Genomic DNA, 17,510 nt, shown 5'->3' with positions numbered 1-17,510 from the left:
GGAAGACCGAGATGATGCCCTCCTCGCCGAGGATCCGGCGGTCCTTGAGGGAGGTCTCCGTGACGTCGCCGACCGAGAGGCCGTCCACGTACACGTAGCCCGCCTGGACCTTGCCGGTGATGCGGGCGCGGCCGTCGACCAGGTCGACGACGACGCCGTCCTCGGCGATGACGATGTGGTCCTTGGGGATGCCCGTCATCGCGCCGAGCTCGGCGTTGGCGCGAAGGTGGCGCCATTCGCCGTGCACCGGCATGAGGTTCTTCGGCTTGCAGATGTTGTAGAAGTACAGCAGCTCGCCGGCCGAGGCGTGGCCCGAGACGTGGACCTTGGCGTTGCCCTTGTGGACCACGTTCGCGCCCCAGCGGGTCAGGCCGTTGATCACGCGGTAGACCGCGTTCTCGTTGCCCGGGATGAGCGAGGACGCGAGGATCACCGTGTCGCCGGGGACGATGCGGATCTGGTGGTCGCGGTTGGCCATGCGGGACAGGGCCGCCATGGGCTCGCCCTGGGAACCCGTGCAGACCAGCACGACCTCGTCGTCCGGCAGGTCGTCGAGGGTCTTCACGTCCACGACGAGGCCGGCCGGGACCCGGAGGTAGCCCAGGTCGCGGGCGATGCCCATGTTGCGGACCATCGAGCGGCCGACGAAGGCGACCCGGCGCCCGTACTCGTGGGCGGCGTCGATGATCTGCTGGATGCGGTGCACGTGGCTGGCGAAGCTGGCCACGATGATCCGCTTCGGGGCGTTCGCGAAGACGTTCCGCAGGACGTTCGAGATGTCCCGCTCCGGCGGGACGAAGCCCGGGACCTCGGCGTTCGTCGAGTCGGACAGCAGGAGGTCGATGCCCTCCTCGCTGAGCCGCGCGAACGCGTGGAGGTCGGTCAGGCGGCCGTCCATCGGGAGCTGGTCCATCTTGAAGTCACCGGTGGCGACGGCCATGCCCGCGGGGGTGCGGATGGCGACGGCCAGGGCGTCCGGGATGGAGTGGTTGACCGCGACGAACTCGCAGTCGAAGGGGCCCAGCTGCTCGCGGTCGCCCTCCTTCACCTCAAGGGTGTAGGGGCGGATGCGGTGCTCCTGGAGCTTGGCCTCGATCAGGGCGAGGGTCAGCTTGGAGCCGATGAGCGGGATGTCCGGCTTCAGCCGGAGCAGGTACGGGACGGCGCCGATGTGGTCCTCGTGCCCGTGCGTGAGCACGATGCCCTCGATGTCGTCGAGGCGGTCCCGGATGATGGTGAAGTCCGGCAGGATCAGGTCGACGCCGGGCTGCTCCTCCTCGGGGAAGAGGACGCCGCAGTCGACGATCAGCAGACGGCCGTCGAACTCGAAGACCGTCATGTTGCGGCCGATCTCACCGAGGCCGCCGAGCGGGATGACGCGCAGGCCGCCCTTGGGCAGCTTCGGCGGGGCGCCGAGTTCGGGATGCGGATGACTCAAAAGACTCTCCTCACCATGCGCGCCACGTACCGGTCGGGCACGTGGCGCGCATGACAATCGTGCACTTGCTGTTGTCAGTGTTCAGTTGTGAAGTCTGTTGTCAGAGTTCTACCCCGCCGGCGGCCAGGTCGACCTTGAGCTGGGCCGTCTCCTCCGGGGAGAGCTCGACGAGCGGCGGGCGCAGCGGGCCGGCCGGGAGGCCCTGGAGGGCGAGGGCGGCCTTGGTGGTCATGACGCCCTGGGTGCGGAACATGCCGGTGTAGACCGGGAGCAGCTTCTGGTGGATCTCCGTGGCCTTCTGGACCTCGCCGCCGAGGTGGGCGTCGAGGAGGGCGCGGAGCTCCGGGGTGACGAGGTGGCCGACGACGGAGACGAAGCCGCAGGCGCCGACGGAGAGCAGCGGCAGGTTGAGCATGTCGTCGCCGGAGTACCAGGCGAGGCCGGAGCGGGCGATGGCCCAGCTGGCGCGGCCGAGGTCGCCCTTGGCGTCCTTGTTGGCGACGATGCGCGGGTGCTCGGCGAGGCGGACGATCGTCTCGGTGTCGATCGGGACGCCGCTGCGGCCGGGGATGTCGTAGAGCATCACCGGGAGCTCGGTGGCGTCGGCGATGGCCGAGAAGTGCCGGTACAGGCCCTCCTGTGGGGGCTTGTTGTAGTACGGCGTCACGGCGAGGAGGCCGTGTGCGCCGTCGCGCTCGGCGGTGCGGGCGAGTTCGATGGAGTGGTGGGTGTCGTTGGTGCCGATGCCGGCGACGACGTGGGCGCGGTCGCCGACCGCCTCCAGTACCGCTCGGACGAGCTCCGATTTCTCCGCGTCGCTGGTGGTCGGGGACTCGCCGGTGGTGCCGTTGATGACGAGGCCGTCGTTGCCCGCGTCCACCAGGTGGGTGGCGAGTCGCTGGGCACCGTCGAGGTCGAGTGCGCCGTCCGCCGTGAAGGGCGTGACCATGGCGGTGAGGACCCGCCCGAAGGGGGTCTGCGGAGTGGAGATCGGAGCCATGGGTAACACGCTACTCGCTGCTCAGCGCCTGGTGTCCCCGAGGGGGACAGGAGAAAGGGAGCCCGGCGCTGCCTGCTCGGGGGTTCAGGCAGCGCCGGGTCCGTTTGATCAGCCTAGATGAACTTCGTGAAACGTCGCAATACGGACACTTCGCATCGTGTGTTCGGACATGTGTGCCGTATGGGACTGCATAGTCGTCCAACACGGTGATCGCCTTCCTCGGTGGCGTCCTCCCGGAGGATGAGATTCGGCCGCTTTGATGAAAAAGGGCACCAAAACGTCTCTTCCGTCGTCTGTACCTGTGACGCATGACGACAAATGAGGAGAGTGGCTCTGATGTTCCTCCCCCAGACTCCGTCCGGGGGTACCCCCAGGCGAGAGGCCGTACCGTTCGCGTTCGTCGCGGAGGCCGACCACTTCCGCAGTAACGTCACTCCACCGCCCAGGGAGCGCCTCAGCGCCCCGCAGATCGTGGGCCGCGGCCTGCTCGGGCTGACCGTCGTGGCCGGACTCGTCGGATCCCTGATCTTCGGGATGCCCTCGCTCCAGTCGGGTGACTCGGCCACTCGTCAGCAGCAGTCCGAGGCCTCCGACAACCGCTGAGGTAGCCTCACCGGGCACTGCCCCTTCGAGCGTGCTTGTGAGTGAGGACCTGTCGTGCCCCTGCCCTTTCTGACGGCCGACCGTGCTTTTGACACGACCGACCAAGTAGCCCTGCCGTTCGACGACCACGACGAGTGGCGCCGCCCGTACCGGCCGGGCTCGTGGCGGGTGGGGGCGGCGGCGCTCGCGCTGCTGCTCGCCTCGTTCGTCCTGCTCGCCGCCGTGATCATCGCGGTGGCCGGAGCCTTCGGCGGCGCGGGCGTCACGCTCGGCATCGCCGCGCTGGTCATCGTGGCCTCGCTGCGGATGCTGCGGATGGGCACCTGGGTGAGCCGCGTCGGCCTGCGCCGCGTGGCCTTCTTCTCGACCGTCACCGTGCCCTGGGCGAAGGTGACCTCCGTACGCACCACCCAGCAGCCGGTCCGCTGGCTCGGACTCCCCCGTACCGTCCAGGGTCAGGCCCTGGTGCTCGACCGGCAGGGTGGTGAGCAGTTGCTGCTGCTCACCGACCACAACGCCGACTTCCTCTCCCGTGTCGAGGCCTTCGACCGGGCGGCCGACACGGTCGAGGCCTGGAACGCCGAGTACGGCACGGCCCCGGCCGCTACGCGCTGACCGGACGCCCCTCGTGGAGCGCGATGGCCCGCTGCATCGCCTTGCGGGCCCGGGGGGTGTCCCGGGCGTCGTGGTAGGCCACCGCGAGCCGGAACCAGCAGCGCCAGTCCTCGGGTGAGTCCTCCGTCTCGGCCTTGCGCCGGGCGAAGACCTCGTCGGCCGAGTCCCGGAGGATCCGGCCGCCCTCCGTGCGCTTCAGCTCGTCGACGGGCAGGCCGCCCTCGGCCTCCAGCTCCGCGGCCAGGCGGTTGGCCCGGCGCGCGAAGCTGGTGTTCTTCCAGAGGAACCAGCCGCCGACGGCGGGCAGCAGGAACGCCACGGCGCCCATGCCCATGGCGGCCGGCTCGCCCGTGAGGAGGAGCAGGACGCCCTCCATCGCCACCACGCCGAAGACGAGCACGAGCACGGTGGCCAGGAAGACGTACGTGATCTTTCCGCCCATGGCCGTCAGCCCAGGTCCAGGAAGTGCTCCAGGCCGAAGGTGAGGCCCGGGGCGGAGGTCACGCGGCGGGCGCCCAGGAGGATGCCCGGCATGAAGCTGGAGTGGTGCAGGGAGTCGTGCCGGACGGTGAGGGTCTCGCCCTCGCCGCCGAGCAGCACCTCCTGGTGGGCGAGCAGGCCCCGGAGGCGTACGGCGTGGACGGGGACGCCGTCGACGTTCGCCCCGCGCGCGCCGTCGAGGGCGGTGGTCGTGGCGTCGGGCTGCGGGGCGCAGCCTGCCTTCGACCGGGCCTCGGCGATCAGCTGGGCGGTGCGGGTGGCGGTGCCGGAGGGGGCGTCCACCTTGTTCGGGTGGTGCAGTTCGACGATCTCGACCGACTCGAAGTACGGGGCCGCGATCTGCGCGAACTTCATGGTGAGGACCGCGCCGATGGAGAAGTTCGGCGCGATGAGGACGCCGGTCTCCGGGGAGGCGGCCAGCCAGCCCTTCAGCTGCGCGAGGCGCTCCTCGGTCCAGCCGGTGGTGCCGACCACCGCGTGGATGCCGTGACCCACGCAGTAGTCGAGGTTCTCCATGACCGAGTCGGGGGTGGTCAGCTCGACGACGACCTGGGCGCCCGCCTCGGTGAGCGTCTCCAGGCTGTCGCCGCGGCCGAGGGCCGCGACCAGTTCCATGTCCTCGGCGGCCTCGACGGCCCTGACCGCCTCGGAGCCGATGCGGCCCTTGGCTCCGAGGACCGCCACGCGCAGCTTGCTCATTGCTCTTCCTTAAGGGACTTGGGGTTCAGGAGACCGCGTGGTGGAGGCGGTCCGCCTGCTTGTCCTTCAGCGGGCCGATCACCGACAGCGAGGGCCGCTGCTCCAGTACATCGCGGGCGACCTCGCGGACGTCGTCCGGGGTGACCGCCGCGATCCGGGTCAGCATGTCGTCGACCGACATCTGGGTGCCCCAGCACAGCTCGCTCTTGCCGATGCGGTTCATCAGCGCGCCGGTGTCCTCCAGGCCGAGCACGGTCGAGCCGGAGAGCTGCCCGACGGCGCGGGTGATCTCCTCGTCCGTGAGGCCGTCGGAGGCGACCTTGTCGAGCTCGTCCCGGCAGATCTTCAGGACGTCGTGGACCTGGCTGGGCCGGCAGCCCGCGTACACGCCGAAGAGGCCGCAGTCGGCGAAGCCCGAGGTGTACGAGTACACGCTGTAGGCCAGGCCGCGCTTCTCGCGGACCTCCTGGAAGAGGCGGGAGGACATGCCGCCGCCGAGGGCGGTGTTCAGCACGCCGAGGGCCCAGCGGCGCTCGTCGGTGCGGGCCAGGCCCGGCATGCCGAGGACCACGTGGGCCTGCTCGGTCTTCCGGTTGAGGAGCTCGACGCGGCCCGCCGTACGGAGGGTGCGCGCGCCCTCGCGGGGGGCGACCGGCCGGGCGTCGGTACGGGTCAGGGCGCCGGCCTTCTCGAAGGCGCGGCGGACCTGGCGTACCACCGTGGCGTGGTCGACGTTGCCCGCGGCGGCGACGACCAGGTGGGTCGGGTCGTAGTGCTTCTTGTAGAAGCGGGCGATCTGGCCGCGGCTGAGCGCGTTGATCGTGTCGACGGTGCCGAGGACCGGGCGGCCCAGCGGGGTGTCGCCGAACATCGTCTGCGCGAACAGCTCGTGCACGACGTCACCGGGGTCGTCCTCGGTCATTGCGATCTCTTCGAGGATGACGCCGCGCTCGGCGTCCACGTCCTCTTCGAGGATCAGCGAGTCCGTGAGCATGTCGCAGACGACGTCGATCGCCAGCGGCAGGTCGGTGTCGAGGACCCGGGCGTAGTAGCAGGTGTACTCCTTCGCCGTGAAGGCGTTCATCTCGCCGCCGACCGCGTCGATCGCGGCGGAGATGTCGAGGGCGGACCGCTTGCGGGTGCCCTTGAAGAGGAGGTGCTCCAGGTAGTGGGTCGCGCCGTTGAGCGTGGGGGTCTCGTCGCGGGAGCCGACGTGCGCCCAGATGCCGAAGGTGGCGGAGCGCACGGAGGGGAGGGTCTCGGTGACGATCCGCAGGCCGCCGGGGAGGGTCGTGCGGCGGACCGTGCCGATGCCGTCCTTGCCCGGGAGAAGCGTTTGGGTACGGGCGACGGCCCGCCCCTCCGAAGAGGGGCGGGCCGTCGCGCGGGAACTACGGGACGTCACTTGGCAGCGTCGTCCTTGTCACCCTCGGCAGCGTCCTCGTCCGCCATGACGGGGACCAGGGAGAGCTTGCCGCGCTGGTCGATCTCGGCGATCTCGACCTGGACCTTCGCGCCGATCGCGAGCACGTCCTCGACGTTCTCCACGCGCTTGCCACCGGCGAGCTTGCGGATCTGCGAGATGTGCAGCAGGCCGTCCTTGCCGGGCATCAGGGAGACGAAGGCACCGAAGGTGGTGGTCTTGACGACCGTACCCAGGTAGCGCTCGCCGACCTCCGGCATGGTCGGGTTGGCGATGCCGTTGATCGTGGCGCGGGCGGCCTCGGCCTGCGAGCCCTGGGCGGCACCGATGTAGATGGTGCCGTCGTCCTCGATCGTGATGTCGGCGCCGGTGTCCTCCTGGATCTGGTTGATCATCTTGCCCTTGGGGCCGATGACCTCACCGATCTTGTCCACGGGGATCTTGACGGTGATGATCCGCGGGGCGTTCGGGGACATCTCGTCCGGCGTGTCGATCGCTTCCATCATCACGTCGAGGATGTGGAGGCGGGCGTCGCGGGCCTGCTTGAGGGCCGCGGCCAGGACGGAGGCCGGGATGCCGTCCAGCTTGGTGTCGAGCTGGAGGGCGGTGACGAACTCCTTCGTACCGGCGACCTTGAAGTCCATGTCGCCGAAGGCGTCCTCCGCACCGAGGATGTCGGTGAGGGCGACGTAGTGCGTCTGGCCCTCGATCTCCTCGGAGATCAGGCCCATGGCGATGCCGGCGACGGGGGCCTTGAGGGGCACACCGGCGTTCAGCAGCGACATGGTGGAGGCGCAGACCGAGCCCATGGACGTCGAACCGTTGGAGCCGAGGGCCTCGGACACCTGACGGATCGCGTAGGGGAACTCCTCGCGGGTCGGGAGGACCGGCACGAGGGCGCGCTCGGCGAGGGCGCCGTGGCCGATCTCGCGGCGCTTGGGCGAGCCCACGCGGCCGGTCTCGCCGACGGAGTACGGCGGGAAGTTGTAGTTGTGCATGTAGCGCTTGCGGGTCACCGGGGAGAGGGTGTCCAGCTGCTGCTCCATGCGGAGCATGTTGAGGGTGGTGACGCCCAGGATCTGGGTCTCGCCACGCTCGAACAGCGCCGAGCCGTGCACGCGCGGGATGGCCTCGACCTCGGCGGCGAGCGTACGGATGTCCGTGATGCCGCGGCCGTCGATGCGGACCTTGTCCTTGATGATGCGCTCGCGGACCAGCTTCTTGGTCAGCGCGCGGTACGCACCGGAGATCTCCTTCTCGCGGCCCTCGAAGGCCGGGAGGAGCTTCTCGGCGGCGAGCTCCTTGATGCGGTCGAGCTCGGTCTCGCGCTCCTGCTTGCCGGCGATGGTGAGCGCCTGGGCCAGCTCGTCCTTGACGGCGGCGGAGAGCGCCTCCAGGACGTCGTCCTGGTAGTCGAGGAAGACCGGGAACTCGCCGGTGGGCTTGGCGGCCTTGGCGGCGAGGTCCGACTGGGCCTTGCAGAGGACCTTGATGAAGGGCTTCGCGGCCTCGAGACCGGCGGCGACGACCTCCTCGGTCGGCGCCTCGGCGCCGCCCTTGACGAGCTCGATGGTCTTCTCGGTGGCCTCGGCCTCGACCATCATGATCGCGACGTCGCCGTCCTCCAGGACGCGACCGGCGACGACCATGTCGAAGACGGCATCCTCGAGCTCGGTGTGCGTCGGGAACGCGACCCACTGGCCCTTGATCAGCGCGACACGGGTGCCGCCGATCGGGCCGGAGAAGGGCAGGCCGGCCAGCTGCGTGGAGCAGGAGGCGGCGTTGATCGCGACCACGTCGTACAGGTGGTCGGGGTTGAGCGCCATGATCGTCTCGACGATCTGGATCTCGTTGCGCAGGCCCTTCTTGAAGGAGGGGCGCAGCGGGCGGTCGATCAGGCGACAGGTGAGGACGGCGTCCTCGGAGGGGCGGCCCTCACGGCGGAAGAAGGAGCCGGGGATCTTGCCGGCCGCGTACATCCGCTCCTCGACGTCCACCGTCAGGGGGAAGAAGTCGAGCTGGTCCTTGGGGCGCTTCGAGGCGGTGGTGGCCGAGAGGACCATCGTGTCGTCGTCCAGGTAGGCGACGGCGGAGCCGGCGGCCTGCTTGGCCAGACGGCCGGTCTCGAAGCGGATGGTGCGGGTACCGAAGGCGCCGTTGTCGATGACGGCCTCGGCGTAGTGGGTCTCGTTCTCCACTATGGGTTTCTCCTACGTGTTCGTCTTTGCGTCCTTCGACCCGTGTGGCCGGGGACGGTGTCCGACGGGGGCGGAGAAGCTCGCCTAGGGTGCGGGCCGGTCTTCGATCGAAGCACCCGGGTCTTCGTTTCCGGGGGCCACTACCGAGGACCGGCGGCTGGCCGGCGGCTTCACGCTCGTCGTATGGGGTTGTGCGACCAGACTAAGTGCCGATGCGCACTTTGTGCACGTACAGCAAAGGGAGCGGCCCCCTGAAAGTGGGAACCGCTCCCTCCGCAGCGTTCACCGTGGAACGGATTACTTGGCGCCGCCGGCCGCACCGCGGCGGATGCCGAGGCGGTCGACCAGCGTACGGAAGCGCTGGATGTCCTTCTTGGCCAGGTACTGCAGCAGGCGGCGGCGCTGGCCGACCAGGATCAGCAGACCACGACGGGAGTGGTGGTCGTGCTTGTGCTGCTTGAGGTGCTCGGTCAGGTCCGAGATGCGGCGGGACAGCATCGCGACCTGGACCTCGGGAGAGCCGGTGTCGCCCTCCTTGGTGCCGAACTCGGCAAAGATCTGCTTCTTGACAGCGGCGTCGAGAGCCACGCGGTTCTCCTCGTTGGTTCGTGCGCCCGCGAGTGCCCCTGGTCTGGGTCTCAGGGGAAGCTTCCGTGACTTCACGGGCGAAGGTCCGATGGGCGCAGCTTCCAGAGGCATCCGAGTGATCTCGGGGCTTTCCGGGAGCGCGTACACAAACGGCCGTCACACAGCGTACCAGCTCGCCGGAGCGCCCCCGGGTCCCTTTTCTACTTGCTGGTGAGGGACCGGACCCGGGTGAAGACGTCGAGGACGGCGAGGGCGAGCGGGACGAGGGAGAGCAGGACGAAGCCCTCGGCCAGGTCGAGGAGCCGGCCCCAGAAGGGCGAGAGGCCCTTCCTCGGGATGATCAGGCCGATCGCGGTGATCAGCGCGGCGCCCGCGGCGACGGCGGCGGTGAGCCAGATCGTACGGATGTCGAGGCCGCCCCGGTCCCCGTACATGAGGAGGTCCTTGACCAGGTCGGCCGGCGGGTTGAGGGAGAGGCCGAGGACGAGCAGCGCGATGGCGGCGATGCCGGCGACGAGGACGCAGGCGACCTGCGAGGTGTACCGGAAGAGGCGGGCGCGCAGCAGCATCGCGAGGCCGGCGGCGAGCGCGAGGAACTGGCCCCAGACGTTTCCGGCGAAGCCGAGGACCGCGGCGGTGCCGACGACGACGGCCGCGCAGCCGCCGACCAGGCCGAGGAGCATCTCGTGGCCGCGGCGGGCCTGGAGCGCGATGCGCTCGCCGTCGACGGGCTGCGCCTCCTCGCCCTGCTGCGGCTCGGCGGAGAACTCGTCGTCGGCGGCGCTGCGCGGGGCGGCGTAGCCGATCGGGAGGCGGGCGAAGCGGGCGGAGAGGCCGGGCAGGAAGGCGACCAGTCCGATGGCGACGGGGGCGCAGGCGGCGGCCGCCTCGGTGGCGGTGGCCTCCGTGAGGATCATCAGGAAGGTGGCGAGGGTGCCGACGACGGCGAGGAAGGTGGCGGCCACGAAGGGGGCGTCGCCGCTGGGGGTGAGCGCGACGAGGGCCACGGAGGCGACGAGGACGGTGACGCAGCCGAGCAGGAACTGCAGGCGGCCGGGGCCCTGGCCCGGGTCGGCGGCGACGATGCCGGAGCCGGCGATGAGGAGCAGCGGCAGGGCGCCGAGGCCGAGGGCGACGGCGGTCGCCCGGTCCGCGTAGACGCGGGCGCGGACGCCGGCGAAGGCGGTGAGGAGGAGACCGGCGGCGCCCGCGATGATCCCGGGGAGGCTGTGCATGTCGTGGCGGACCGGGTCGGCGAACCAGAGGACGAAGCCCATGAGGACGAGGAGCAGCACGCCGCCGACGAGTCCGGCGCCGCGCAGCAGCTCGTCGCTCCACAGGTGCCGGTCCCGGGTGACGGCGGAGGCGACGGCGTCGGACACGTCGTCGTAGACGGCCGGCGGCAGGGACTGGGCGAAGGGGCGCAGGGAGAGCACCTCGCCGTCGAGGACCTGCTGGGCGGCGAGGGTGCGGGCGCCGTCGAGGACGGATCCGTCGCGGCGGACCAGGTGGTAGCCGGTCGGGGTGCCGGCCGCCTGGGTCTGGCCGGTGAGGCGCAGGATCTCCGGGTAGACGTCGGCGACGGCGATGTCCTCGGGGAGCGCGACGTCGATGCGGCTGTCCGGCGCCACGACGGTGACGCGGCAGAAGCCGGTCGTTGCGGTCGTACTCACGTGTGTGGACCCCCTGGTTCGCGGTTGCGCCCGTCTGGATTCGCGGCCCCTCGCGATCTGATTCGCGGTTGCGCACGATGCGCGCGCCACCCTACCGGGGACGGCCGGTGGGGGCTGCAAGTAGGATCGCCGTCCCATGGGGGAAGTCCGTGCGCTCGGCTGCCGACAGGGGTGGCGTGCGGATGCTCCCGCCACGAGCCCGCCTCCAACGAGGGATTGATGCGCCGGTGAGCCAGATCGTCGTCAAACGCCCGCCGAGGTCACTTCCTCCGGAAGTGCCCGGTGAGGAACTGGTCCTGGAGTCTCCGCCGGAACTTCCGCGGGGACAGCAGGAGTCGGCGTTGATGCAGCTCCTGCCGATGCTCGGCATGGGTTCTTCGGTCGTCTTCTTCTTCATGACGCCCTCGCCGATCATGCGGATCATGGGCACGCTGATGCTGGCGTCGACGGTCGCGATGGCCGTCGCCCAGTTCGTCAGATTCCGTCGCGGTACGCAGGGGCAAATGTCCGATGTCCGCCGCGACTACCTCAAATACCTCGCGCAGACCCGGCGTACGGTGCGGCGCACGGCGCGCAGGCAGCGGGACGCGCAGCTGTATCTGCACCCCGCCCCCGAGCAGCTGTGGTCGGTGGTGGCGGAGGGTTCCCGGGTGTGGGAACGGCGGGTCGGCGACCATGACTTCGGGCAGGCGCGGATCGGCCTCGGGGCCCAGCAGCTGGCGACGCCGCTCGTGGCGCCGGACACGGCTCCGGTGGACGAGCTGGAGCCGCTGTGCGCGGGTGCGATGCAGCAGTTCCTCGCGGTGCACGGGACCTTGGACGGGCTGCCGATGGCGGTCTCGATGCGGGCGTTCTACCACGTGACGGTGTCGGGCGAGCCGGAGTCGGCGCAGGCGGCGGCGCGGGCGCTCGTGGCGCAGCTGGTGACGCTGCACTCCCCCGACGACCTGATGCTCGCCGTGGTGGCGGCGCGGCCGGCGCAGGAGCGCTGGGACTGGACGAAGTGGCTGCCGCACACCCAGGTGCCGGGGCAGGTCGACGGGGCCGGTACGAAGCGGCTGTTCGGCGACGACCTCGGTGAGCTGGAGAACATGGTCCGCTCGAAGCTGGAAGGGCGGACCCGGTTCTCCCGGGAGAGCCCGCCGGTGCTCGACCAGCCGCACGTGGTGGTCGTCCTGGACGGCGGGATGGTGCCTCCGGACTCGATGCTCGCGGCCGCGGAGGGCCTCCAGGGCGTGACGATCGTGGAGGTCGTCTCCGGTGACCTCGACGAGCCGCGCGGTGGCCTCTCGGTGGTGGTACGGCCGGGCCGGCTGCGGCTGGAGTCCGGCGGCGGTTTCGCGTACGAGGGGCTGCCGGACGGCATCTCGCTGCCGGCGGCCGAGGCGCTGGCCCGGCAGCTTTCGCCGCTGCGGATGGGCGGCGGGGACGACGACGAACCGCTGCTCGCCAACCTGGACTTCACGGATCTGCTGAACCTGGGGGACGCGGCCTCGGTGGACGTGGCGCGGACCTGGCGGCCCCGGTCGGTGGCCGAGCGGCTCCGGGTGCCGATCGGTGTCGGCGAGGACGGCGCGCCGGTCATGCTGGACCTGAAGGAGGCGGCGCAGGAGGGCATGGGCCCGCACGGTCTGTGCGTCGGCGCGACGGGTTCCGGAAAGTCGGAGCTGCTGCGCACGCTGGTGCTCGGTCTCGCGGTGACGCACTCCTCGGAGACGCTGAACTTCGTCCTCGCGGACTTCAAGGGCGGCGCGACCTTCGCGGGCATGTCGCAGATGCCGCACGTGGCGGCGGTCATCACCAACCTCGCCGACGACCTGACGCTCGTCGACCGCATGGGCGACGCGATCCGCGGCGAGCTCCAGCGGCGACAGGAGCTGCTGCGCTCGGCGGGCAACTACGCCAACATCCACGACTACGAGAAGGCGCGGGCGGCGGGTGCTCCCCTGGAGCCGCTGGCCTCGCTGGTCCTGGTGATCGACGAGTTCTCCGAACTCCTCACCGCCAAGCCCGACTTCATCGACATGTTCATCCAGATCGGCCGCATCGGCCGTTCGCTCGGTGTGCACCTGCTGCTGGCCTCGCAGCGCCTGGAGGAGGGCAAGCTGCGCGGCCTGGACACGTACCTCTCGTACCGGATCGGTCTGCGGACCTTCTCGGCGGCGGAGTCGCGCACGGCGATCGGCGTGCCGGACGCGTACCACCTGCCGTCGGTGCCGGGTTCGGGCTATCTGAAGTTCGGTACGGACGAGATGACGCGCTTCAAGGCCGCGTACGTCTCGGGGACCTACCGGACGGGCGGGCCGCGTCTGGAGATCGGGCAGATGCCGGTGGAGCGGCGGCCCGCGCTGTTCACGGCGGCGCCGGTGCCGGTGGTGTACGCGGCGCCGGACCCGGCCTATCTGACGGCGCAGCGCAGCGAGGAGGACGACGCGCTCGCGGACACCGTCCTCGACGTGATCGTGCGGCGTCTGGAGGGCCAGGGGGTGCCGGCGCACCAGGTGTGGCTGCCGCCGCTCGACCAGGCGCCCTCGCTCGACCAGCTGCTTCCGGGGCTCGCGCAGACCGCGGACCGGGGGCTCACGGCGACGGAGTACACCCGTCAGGGCGCACTCACCGTGCCGCTCGGTCTCATCGACAAGCCGTTCGAGCAGCGGCGCGAGGTGCTGTACCGGGACTTCTCGGGCGCGGCCGGTCACATGATGGTGGTCGGCGGTCCGCAGTCCGGCAAGTCGACGATCATGCGGACGCTCGTCTCCTCGTTCGCCCTCACCCACACTCCGGCCGAAGTGCAGTTCTACTGCCTGGACTTCGGCGGTGGCGGCATGGTGTCCCTGGCCGATCTGCCGCACGTCGGCGGGGTGGCGTCCCGGCTCGACCCCGAGCGGGTGCGCCGGACGGTCGCGGAGGTCATGGGCGTGCTGAACCGGCGGGAGGAGTTCTTCCGCGCGCACTCCATCGACTCGATCGCGACCTACCGGCGCAAGCGGGCGGCGGGCGAACTGCCGGGCGAGGCCTGGGGCGACGTCTTCCTGATCGTGGACGGCTGGGGCAGCTTCCGCAACGACTACGACATGCTGGAGCCGATCGTCTCCGACATCGCGGCGCGCGGTCTGGGCTACGGCATCCACGTGGTGATCACCGCCGCCCGGTACATGGAGGTGCGGGCGGCGCTCAAGGACCAGATGCTGGGCCGGCTCGAACTGCGGCTCGGCGACGTCATGGACTCCGAGTTCGACCGGAAGGTCGCGGCGAACGTGCCGACCGGTGTGCCGGGCCGCGGCCAGGTGCCGGAGAAGCTGCACTTCATGGGGGCGCTGCCGCGGATCGACGGGTCGAGCTCCTCGGCCGATCTGGCGGACGGCACGGCGGCGTTCGTCCAGGCAGTGAAGGCGAGCTGGACGGGGGCCCCGGCGCCGGCGGTGCGGCTGCTGCCGCGCAAGCTGCCGGCGGAGCAGCTGCCGAAGGGCTTCGAGTACCCGCAGCACGGCATCGCGATCGGCATCGACGAGACGAACCTGGAGCCGGTGTTCGTCGACTTCGAGTCGGATCCGTTCTTCCTGATCTTCGGCGAGAGCGAGTCCGGCAAGACGGCGCTGCTGCGGCTGATCGCCAAGCAGCTGTGCGAGCGGTACTCGCCGGAGCAGGCGCGGATCGTGGTGGGCGACTACCGGCGGACGATGCTGGAGGCCGTGGCGCCCTCGCACCTCCTGGAGTACGCGCCGATGGCCTCGGCCATGCAGATGCACATGGACGCGGTGAACACCGTGATGACGAAGCGGGCGCCGAAGCCCGACATCACGCCGCAGCAGCTGCGCGACCGCAGCTGGTGGTCGGGTCCGCAACTGTTCGTCCTGGTCGACGACTTCGAGCTGGTGGCCACCAACTCGGGGAACCCGCTCGCGGTTCTGGTGGAGAACCTGCCGTTCGCGCGGGACGTCGGCATCCGGTTCATCGTGGCGCGCAGCCAGGCGGGTGCCTCCCGCGCGATGTACGAGCCGTTCATGCAGCGGATGCGGGAGCTGGGCGCGCAGGGCGTGATCCTCTCCGGCGATCCGCAGGAGGGCGACATCCTCGGCAGCGTCCGGGCGCGGCCGATGCCTCCGGGCCGGGGCACGTTCGTGTCGCGGAAGCGCGGGACGCCGCTGGTGCAGCTGGGCTGGCTGCCCGAGCAGCACTGAGCTGCTCGAACAGCCCTGAGCGGAGCGGTCCCTCCCACTAGTGTGGGAGGGACCGCCGTACCACCGCGAAGGGAAAGCGCCGATGACCGACGCAGACAACAGCACGCGCAGCGACGTCGACAGCGCTCTGGCCGCCGAGAAGGAGCGCCAGAAGGAGGAGCTGTACGCGCTCGACATCTCCGGCGTCGAGTGGGAGGGCGCCCCGGGGACGAGCCCGGACGAGGAGCGTGTGGAGATCGCCCGGCTGCCCGAGGGCGCGGTGGCGATGCGCTCGTCCCTCGACAAGGACACGGTGCTGCGCTACACGAAGGCCGAGTGGGACGCGTTCGTCCTGGGGGCCCGTGACGGCGAGTTCGATCTGCGCCAGGCCTGACATGCGTGAGGGGGTGGCCCGTGGGAACGGGCCACCCCCTCACGCGTACGTGCAAGGTCTTACATCATGCGGAAGCGGGCCGCGTTGCCCTTGTCCGTGTCCTGGTAGCCGGCGACCGACTCGTCGAGGAGCTGGGCGATGCGGGCCAGGTCCTGGTTCATGCCGGCCATGTCGCGGGTCAGGCGGTCCTGGCTCTCGCGGTAGGCGATCTTCGCCTCGCCTTCCCAGTTGGAGGCGACGCGGTTGACCTCGGCCATGAGGTCGTCGAGCTTCTGCGTGAGGGTGCTGGAGGTGAGGCGGGTGTCGGCCGCCGCCTGCGTCACGGTGTCGTAATTGACCGCAGTGGTCATGGTGTTGACTCCTCGGTTGAGAGTGGCGCGGAGGACTGGTCGGGTCGGACGGCTCAGATGCCGAGGATGGCGCTCTGGCCACCCGAGGCGCCGGCACCGGAGCTGTTGTCCATCTGACGGAAGGACCGGAGACGGTCCTCCTCCTCCTGCGAGAAGCCGTCGGCGCTCATGCGCATGATCTCCTCGAGCTTCGTGAGCTCGGCGCGCATGCTGCGCAGACGCTGGTTCAGGTCGTTCTGGACCCGGTCGTACTCCTTGCTCGCAGCGCCCTGCCAGCCCGCCTGAACGCGGTCCACCACGCCGTTGAGGGAGGTGATGCGGGCCTGGAGCTCGTCGGAGAAGTCCTGGATCCGGCCGGCGAGCTTGACTTGTTCGGCACTGGTTACGTTCAGGTCTTTCGACATCTTGCCCCTTCTTCCTTCGGTGGCGTCGACGGACGGGCCGTCGGGCCTTCCGGTCGTGATGCGGACGGGAATCTTCTGATGCCGCCCCCGTGCTGGGTTCGCACTGCCGTGCCCCCAGCGGTCACTGTAGCCATTGACGGCGACAGTTCCAACTGCAAAGGGAGCACCCGATACTTGACCGATACGCGCGTCATCGGGCCTCCCTCCTGCGGCGGCTGTCGCGGATCACGGTGGCGGTCCCGGCGACCACGGCCACCAGGACACCTCCGATCCCCAACGCATAGGTGGCGAGCCGTTCGGAGCGCTCCTGGGGCGTCTCCGACAGCGTCAGCCGGGCCGGCTCGGGAGCCGGCGGCTTGGGCGGCCCCGGGTCGGGCACGGGCGAGGAGGCGGGCGTGCCGGGCTGGTCGGCGAGCGCCCGCACGGGATCGACCACTCCCCAACCGACGTGGTCGTCACGGCCGTTGATCACGCGGACGGCGGTCTGCTCGATGCGGGTGACGATCTGGGCCGCGCTCCACTTCGGGTACTTGGCGCGGAGCAGGGTCGCGACGCCGGCGACGTACGGGGCGGAGAAGCTGGTGCCGTTGTCGACGCACTGTCCGCCGCCGGGGATGGTGGAGACGATGTCGACGCCGGGCGCCGCGACGCCCACCATGGGGCCGGACTGGGAGAAGACGGCGCGTTCGTTGTTGCGGTCGGAGGAGGCGACGGCGAGGACGCCGGGGAAGGCGGCCGGGTAGGTCTTCTTGCGGACGCCGTCGGTGCCGTCGTTGCCCGCGGAGGCGACGACGACGACATCACTGGCGATGGCCCGGGCGACGGCCTTGGCCATGGGCGAGTCGGGTCCCAGCGGCTGGGTGGTGTCCTGCGAGATGTTGATGACCCGCGCGCCCTTCTGGACGGCGTAGTCGATCGCCTGGGCCATCGTGTCGGACTTGCCGCTGTTCTTCTCGTCGTTCTGTCGGATCGGGATGATCGTGGCCTCGGGGGCGAGGCCGACGAAGCCCGTGCCGTTGCGGGGGCGGGCGGCGATGATGCCCGCGACCTTGGTGCCGTGGCCGACCTCGTCGACGGTGCCGTCGGTCTTGCCGCGCTTGTCGTCGCCGTAGGAGGGGTTGTTCTTGTCGGGCTTGAGGTAGTCCTTGCCCGACTTGGCGTCGACGGCGGGGCGCAGCTGCGGGTTGACGTCGTCGACGCCGGTGTCGATGACGGCGACCCGGACGCCCTTGCCCTTGGTGTCCTGCCAGAGCTCGTCGAGGAGGACCCGCTGGAGGGGCCAGGGGATGCCCTCGATCTGCTTCTTCATCGGGAAGGTGCACTCGCCGCTGCCGTCGAGGGCCGGGCCGTCCCGGCGCGGCGCGGCGGGTGCGGCGGCCGCGGCGGGGGCGGCGAGGAGGGCCGTGAGGCTGCCCGCGGCGAGCAGGGCGACCGTGCGGTGGGTCGTCGTCACCGGTGCCACCC

15 protein-coding genes (1 of these 15 running past the window's edge) are annotated in these 17,510 nt (G+C 70.5%); 4 read left to right on the top strand and 11 right to left on the bottom strand.

Features of this window, described 5'->3' with window-relative positions; all coding sequences use genetic code 11:
- Together AB5J54_RS29055 and dapA are read right to left on the bottom strand one after the other, a co-directional pair.
- A protein-coding gene (locus AB5J54_RS29055) for a ribonuclease J (protein ID WP_369146855.1) crosses the window boundary here: on the bottom strand, positions 1-1,438 show its 5' portion. 248 nt of this gene lie to the left of the window's left edge; 1,438 of the gene's 1,686 nt are visible here — the first part of the coding sequence; the start codon lies at positions 1,436-1,438; its stop codon lies off the left edge, out of view.
- Positions 1,439-1,538: 100 nt separating this feature from the next.
- Positions 1,539-2,438, bottom strand: coding sequence for a 4-hydroxy-tetrahydrodipicolinate synthase (gene dapA / locus AB5J54_RS29050; RefSeq protein ID WP_369146854.1), 900 nt, complete (start codon positions 2,436-2,438; stop codon positions 1,539-1,541).
- A 336-nt stretch (positions 2,439-2,774) separates the two neighbouring features.
- Between dapA and AB5J54_RS29045 the strand changes: the two genes are divergently transcribed.
- Together AB5J54_RS29045 and AB5J54_RS29040 are read left to right on the top strand one after the other, a co-directional pair.
- Positions 2,775-3,041, top strand: a complete 267-nt coding sequence (locus AB5J54_RS29045; RefSeq protein ID WP_369146852.1) for a hypothetical protein — start codon at positions 2,775-2,777, stop codon at positions 3,039-3,041.
- Positions 3,042-3,095: 54 nt separating this feature from the next.
- Complete coding sequence (locus AB5J54_RS29040) at positions 3,096-3,656, top strand: hypothetical protein (RefSeq protein WP_369146851.1); 561 nt, start codon at positions 3,096-3,098, stop codon at positions 3,654-3,656.
- On the opposite strand, the gene AB5J54_RS29035 is transcribed toward AB5J54_RS29040, so the two are convergent.
- The 6 genes from AB5J54_RS29035 to eccD all read right to left on the bottom strand — a co-directional run bounded on the left by AB5J54_RS29035 (position 3,646) and on the right by eccD (position 10,738).
- Positions 3,646-4,098 (bottom strand): hypothetical protein, encoded by a 453-nt coding sequence (locus AB5J54_RS29035; RefSeq protein ID WP_369146850.1) that lies wholly within the window; start codon positions 4,096-4,098, stop codon positions 3,646-3,648. The genes AB5J54_RS29040 and AB5J54_RS29035 overlap by 11 nt on opposite strands.
- Positions 4,099-4,103: 5 nt before the next feature.
- The gene (gene dapB, locus AB5J54_RS29030) at positions 4,104-4,856 is read right to left on the bottom strand and encodes a 4-hydroxy-tetrahydrodipicolinate reductase (RefSeq protein WP_369146849.1); all 753 of its coding nucleotides are present in this window, start codon (positions 4,854-4,856) and stop codon (positions 4,104-4,106) included.
- 25 nt (positions 4,857-4,881) lie between these two features.
- Complete coding sequence (locus tag AB5J54_RS29025; RefSeq protein ID WP_369146848.1) at positions 4,882-6,261, bottom strand: M16 family metallopeptidase; 1,380 nt, start codon at positions 6,259-6,261, stop codon at positions 4,882-4,884.
- Entirely contained in the window at positions 6,258-8,477 is a 2,220-nt protein-coding gene (locus tag AB5J54_RS29020; protein WP_369146847.1) for a polyribonucleotide nucleotidyltransferase, read from the bottom strand. The genes AB5J54_RS29025 and AB5J54_RS29020 overlap by 4 nt, the downstream gene beginning before the upstream one ends.
- Before the next feature lie 297 nt (positions 8,478-8,774).
- On the bottom strand, positions 8,775-9,065 hold the full coding sequence (gene rpsO / locus AB5J54_RS29015) for a 30S ribosomal protein S15 (protein WP_189806146.1): 291 nt from the start codon (positions 9,063-9,065) through the stop codon (positions 8,775-8,777).
- 200 nt (positions 9,066-9,265) lie between these two features.
- Positions 9,266-10,738 carry a type VII secretion integral membrane protein EccD gene (gene eccD / locus AB5J54_RS29010; protein ID WP_369146846.1) on the bottom strand — a complete coding sequence of 491 codons (1,473 nt, stop codon included), beginning with the start codon at positions 10,736-10,738 and terminating at the stop codon, positions 9,266-9,268.
- Positions 10,739-10,965: 227 nt separating this feature from the next.
- On the opposite strand from eccD, the gene eccCa reads away from it, so the two are divergent.
- Positions 10,966-14,919: a type VII secretion protein EccCa gene (eccCa, locus tag AB5J54_RS29005; RefSeq protein ID WP_369146845.1), complete on the top strand. Its 3,954-nt coding sequence runs from the start codon at positions 10,966-10,968 to the stop codon at positions 14,917-14,919.
- Between the two features lie 82 nt (positions 14,920-15,001).
- Positions 15,002-15,292: a DUF397 domain-containing protein gene (locus tag AB5J54_RS29000; RefSeq protein WP_369146844.1), complete on the top strand. Its 291-nt coding sequence runs from the start codon at positions 15,002-15,004 to the stop codon at positions 15,290-15,292.
- A gap of 59 nt (positions 15,293-15,351) precedes the next feature.
- Here the strand turns inward: AB5J54_RS29000 and AB5J54_RS28995 are convergent, their stop codons facing one another.
- The 3 genes from AB5J54_RS28995 to mycP all read right to left on the bottom strand — a co-directional run bounded on the left by AB5J54_RS28995 (position 15,352) and on the right by mycP (position 17,499).
- Entirely contained in the window at positions 15,352-15,642 is a 291-nt protein-coding gene (locus AB5J54_RS28995) for a WXG100 family type VII secretion target (protein ID WP_017235850.1), read from the bottom strand.
- A 53-nt stretch (positions 15,643-15,695) separates the two neighbouring features.
- On the bottom strand, positions 15,696-16,046 hold the full coding sequence (locus AB5J54_RS28990; RefSeq protein WP_351193332.1) for a WXG100 family type VII secretion target: 351 nt from the start codon (positions 16,044-16,046) through the stop codon (positions 15,696-15,698).
- Positions 16,047-16,236: 190 nt separating this feature from the next.
- Positions 16,237-17,499 carry a type VII secretion-associated serine protease mycosin gene (mycP, locus tag AB5J54_RS28985; protein WP_369146843.1) on the bottom strand — a complete coding sequence of 421 codons (1,263 nt, stop codon included), beginning with the start codon at positions 17,497-17,499 and terminating at the stop codon, positions 16,237-16,239.
- Positions 17,500-17,510 lie beyond the last annotated feature (11 nt).

The sequence above is a fragment of the Streptomyces sp. R44 genome (assembly GCF_041053105.1).
Classification (GTDB): Bacteria; Actinomycetota; Actinomycetes; order Streptomycetales; family Streptomycetaceae; genus Streptomyces.
The sequence above is the reverse complement of the archived record's forward strand: the minus strand, read 5'-3'. Positions and strand labels throughout refer to the sequence as shown.

Coding starts and splice junctions, on each gene's coding strand:
- AB5J54_RS28990 (WP_351193332.1), bottom strand. CDS start 16,046: ATGTCGAAAGACCTGAACGTAACCAGTGCCGAACAAGTCAAGCTCGCC.
- AB5J54_RS29000 (WP_369146844.1), top strand. CDS start 15,002: ATGACCGACGCAGACAACAGCACGCGCAGCGACGTCGACAGCGCTCTG.
- AB5J54_RS29045 (WP_369146852.1), top strand. CDS start 2,775: ATGTTCCTCCCCCAGACTCCGTCCGGGGGTACCCCCAGGCGAGAGGCC.
- dapA (WP_369146854.1), bottom strand. CDS start 2,438: ATGGCTCCGATCTCCACTCCGCAGACCCCCTTCGGGCGGGTCCTCACC.
- AB5J54_RS29035 (WP_369146850.1), bottom strand. CDS start 4,098: ATGGGCGGAAAGATCACGTACGTCTTCCTGGCCACCGTGCTCGTGCTC.
- AB5J54_RS28995 (WP_017235850.1), bottom strand. CDS start 15,642: ATGACCACTGCGGTCAATTACGACACCGTGACGCAGGCGGCGGCCGAC.
- dapB (WP_369146849.1), bottom strand. CDS start 4,856: ATGAGCAAGCTGCGCGTGGCGGTCCTCGGAGCCAAGGGCCGCATCGGC.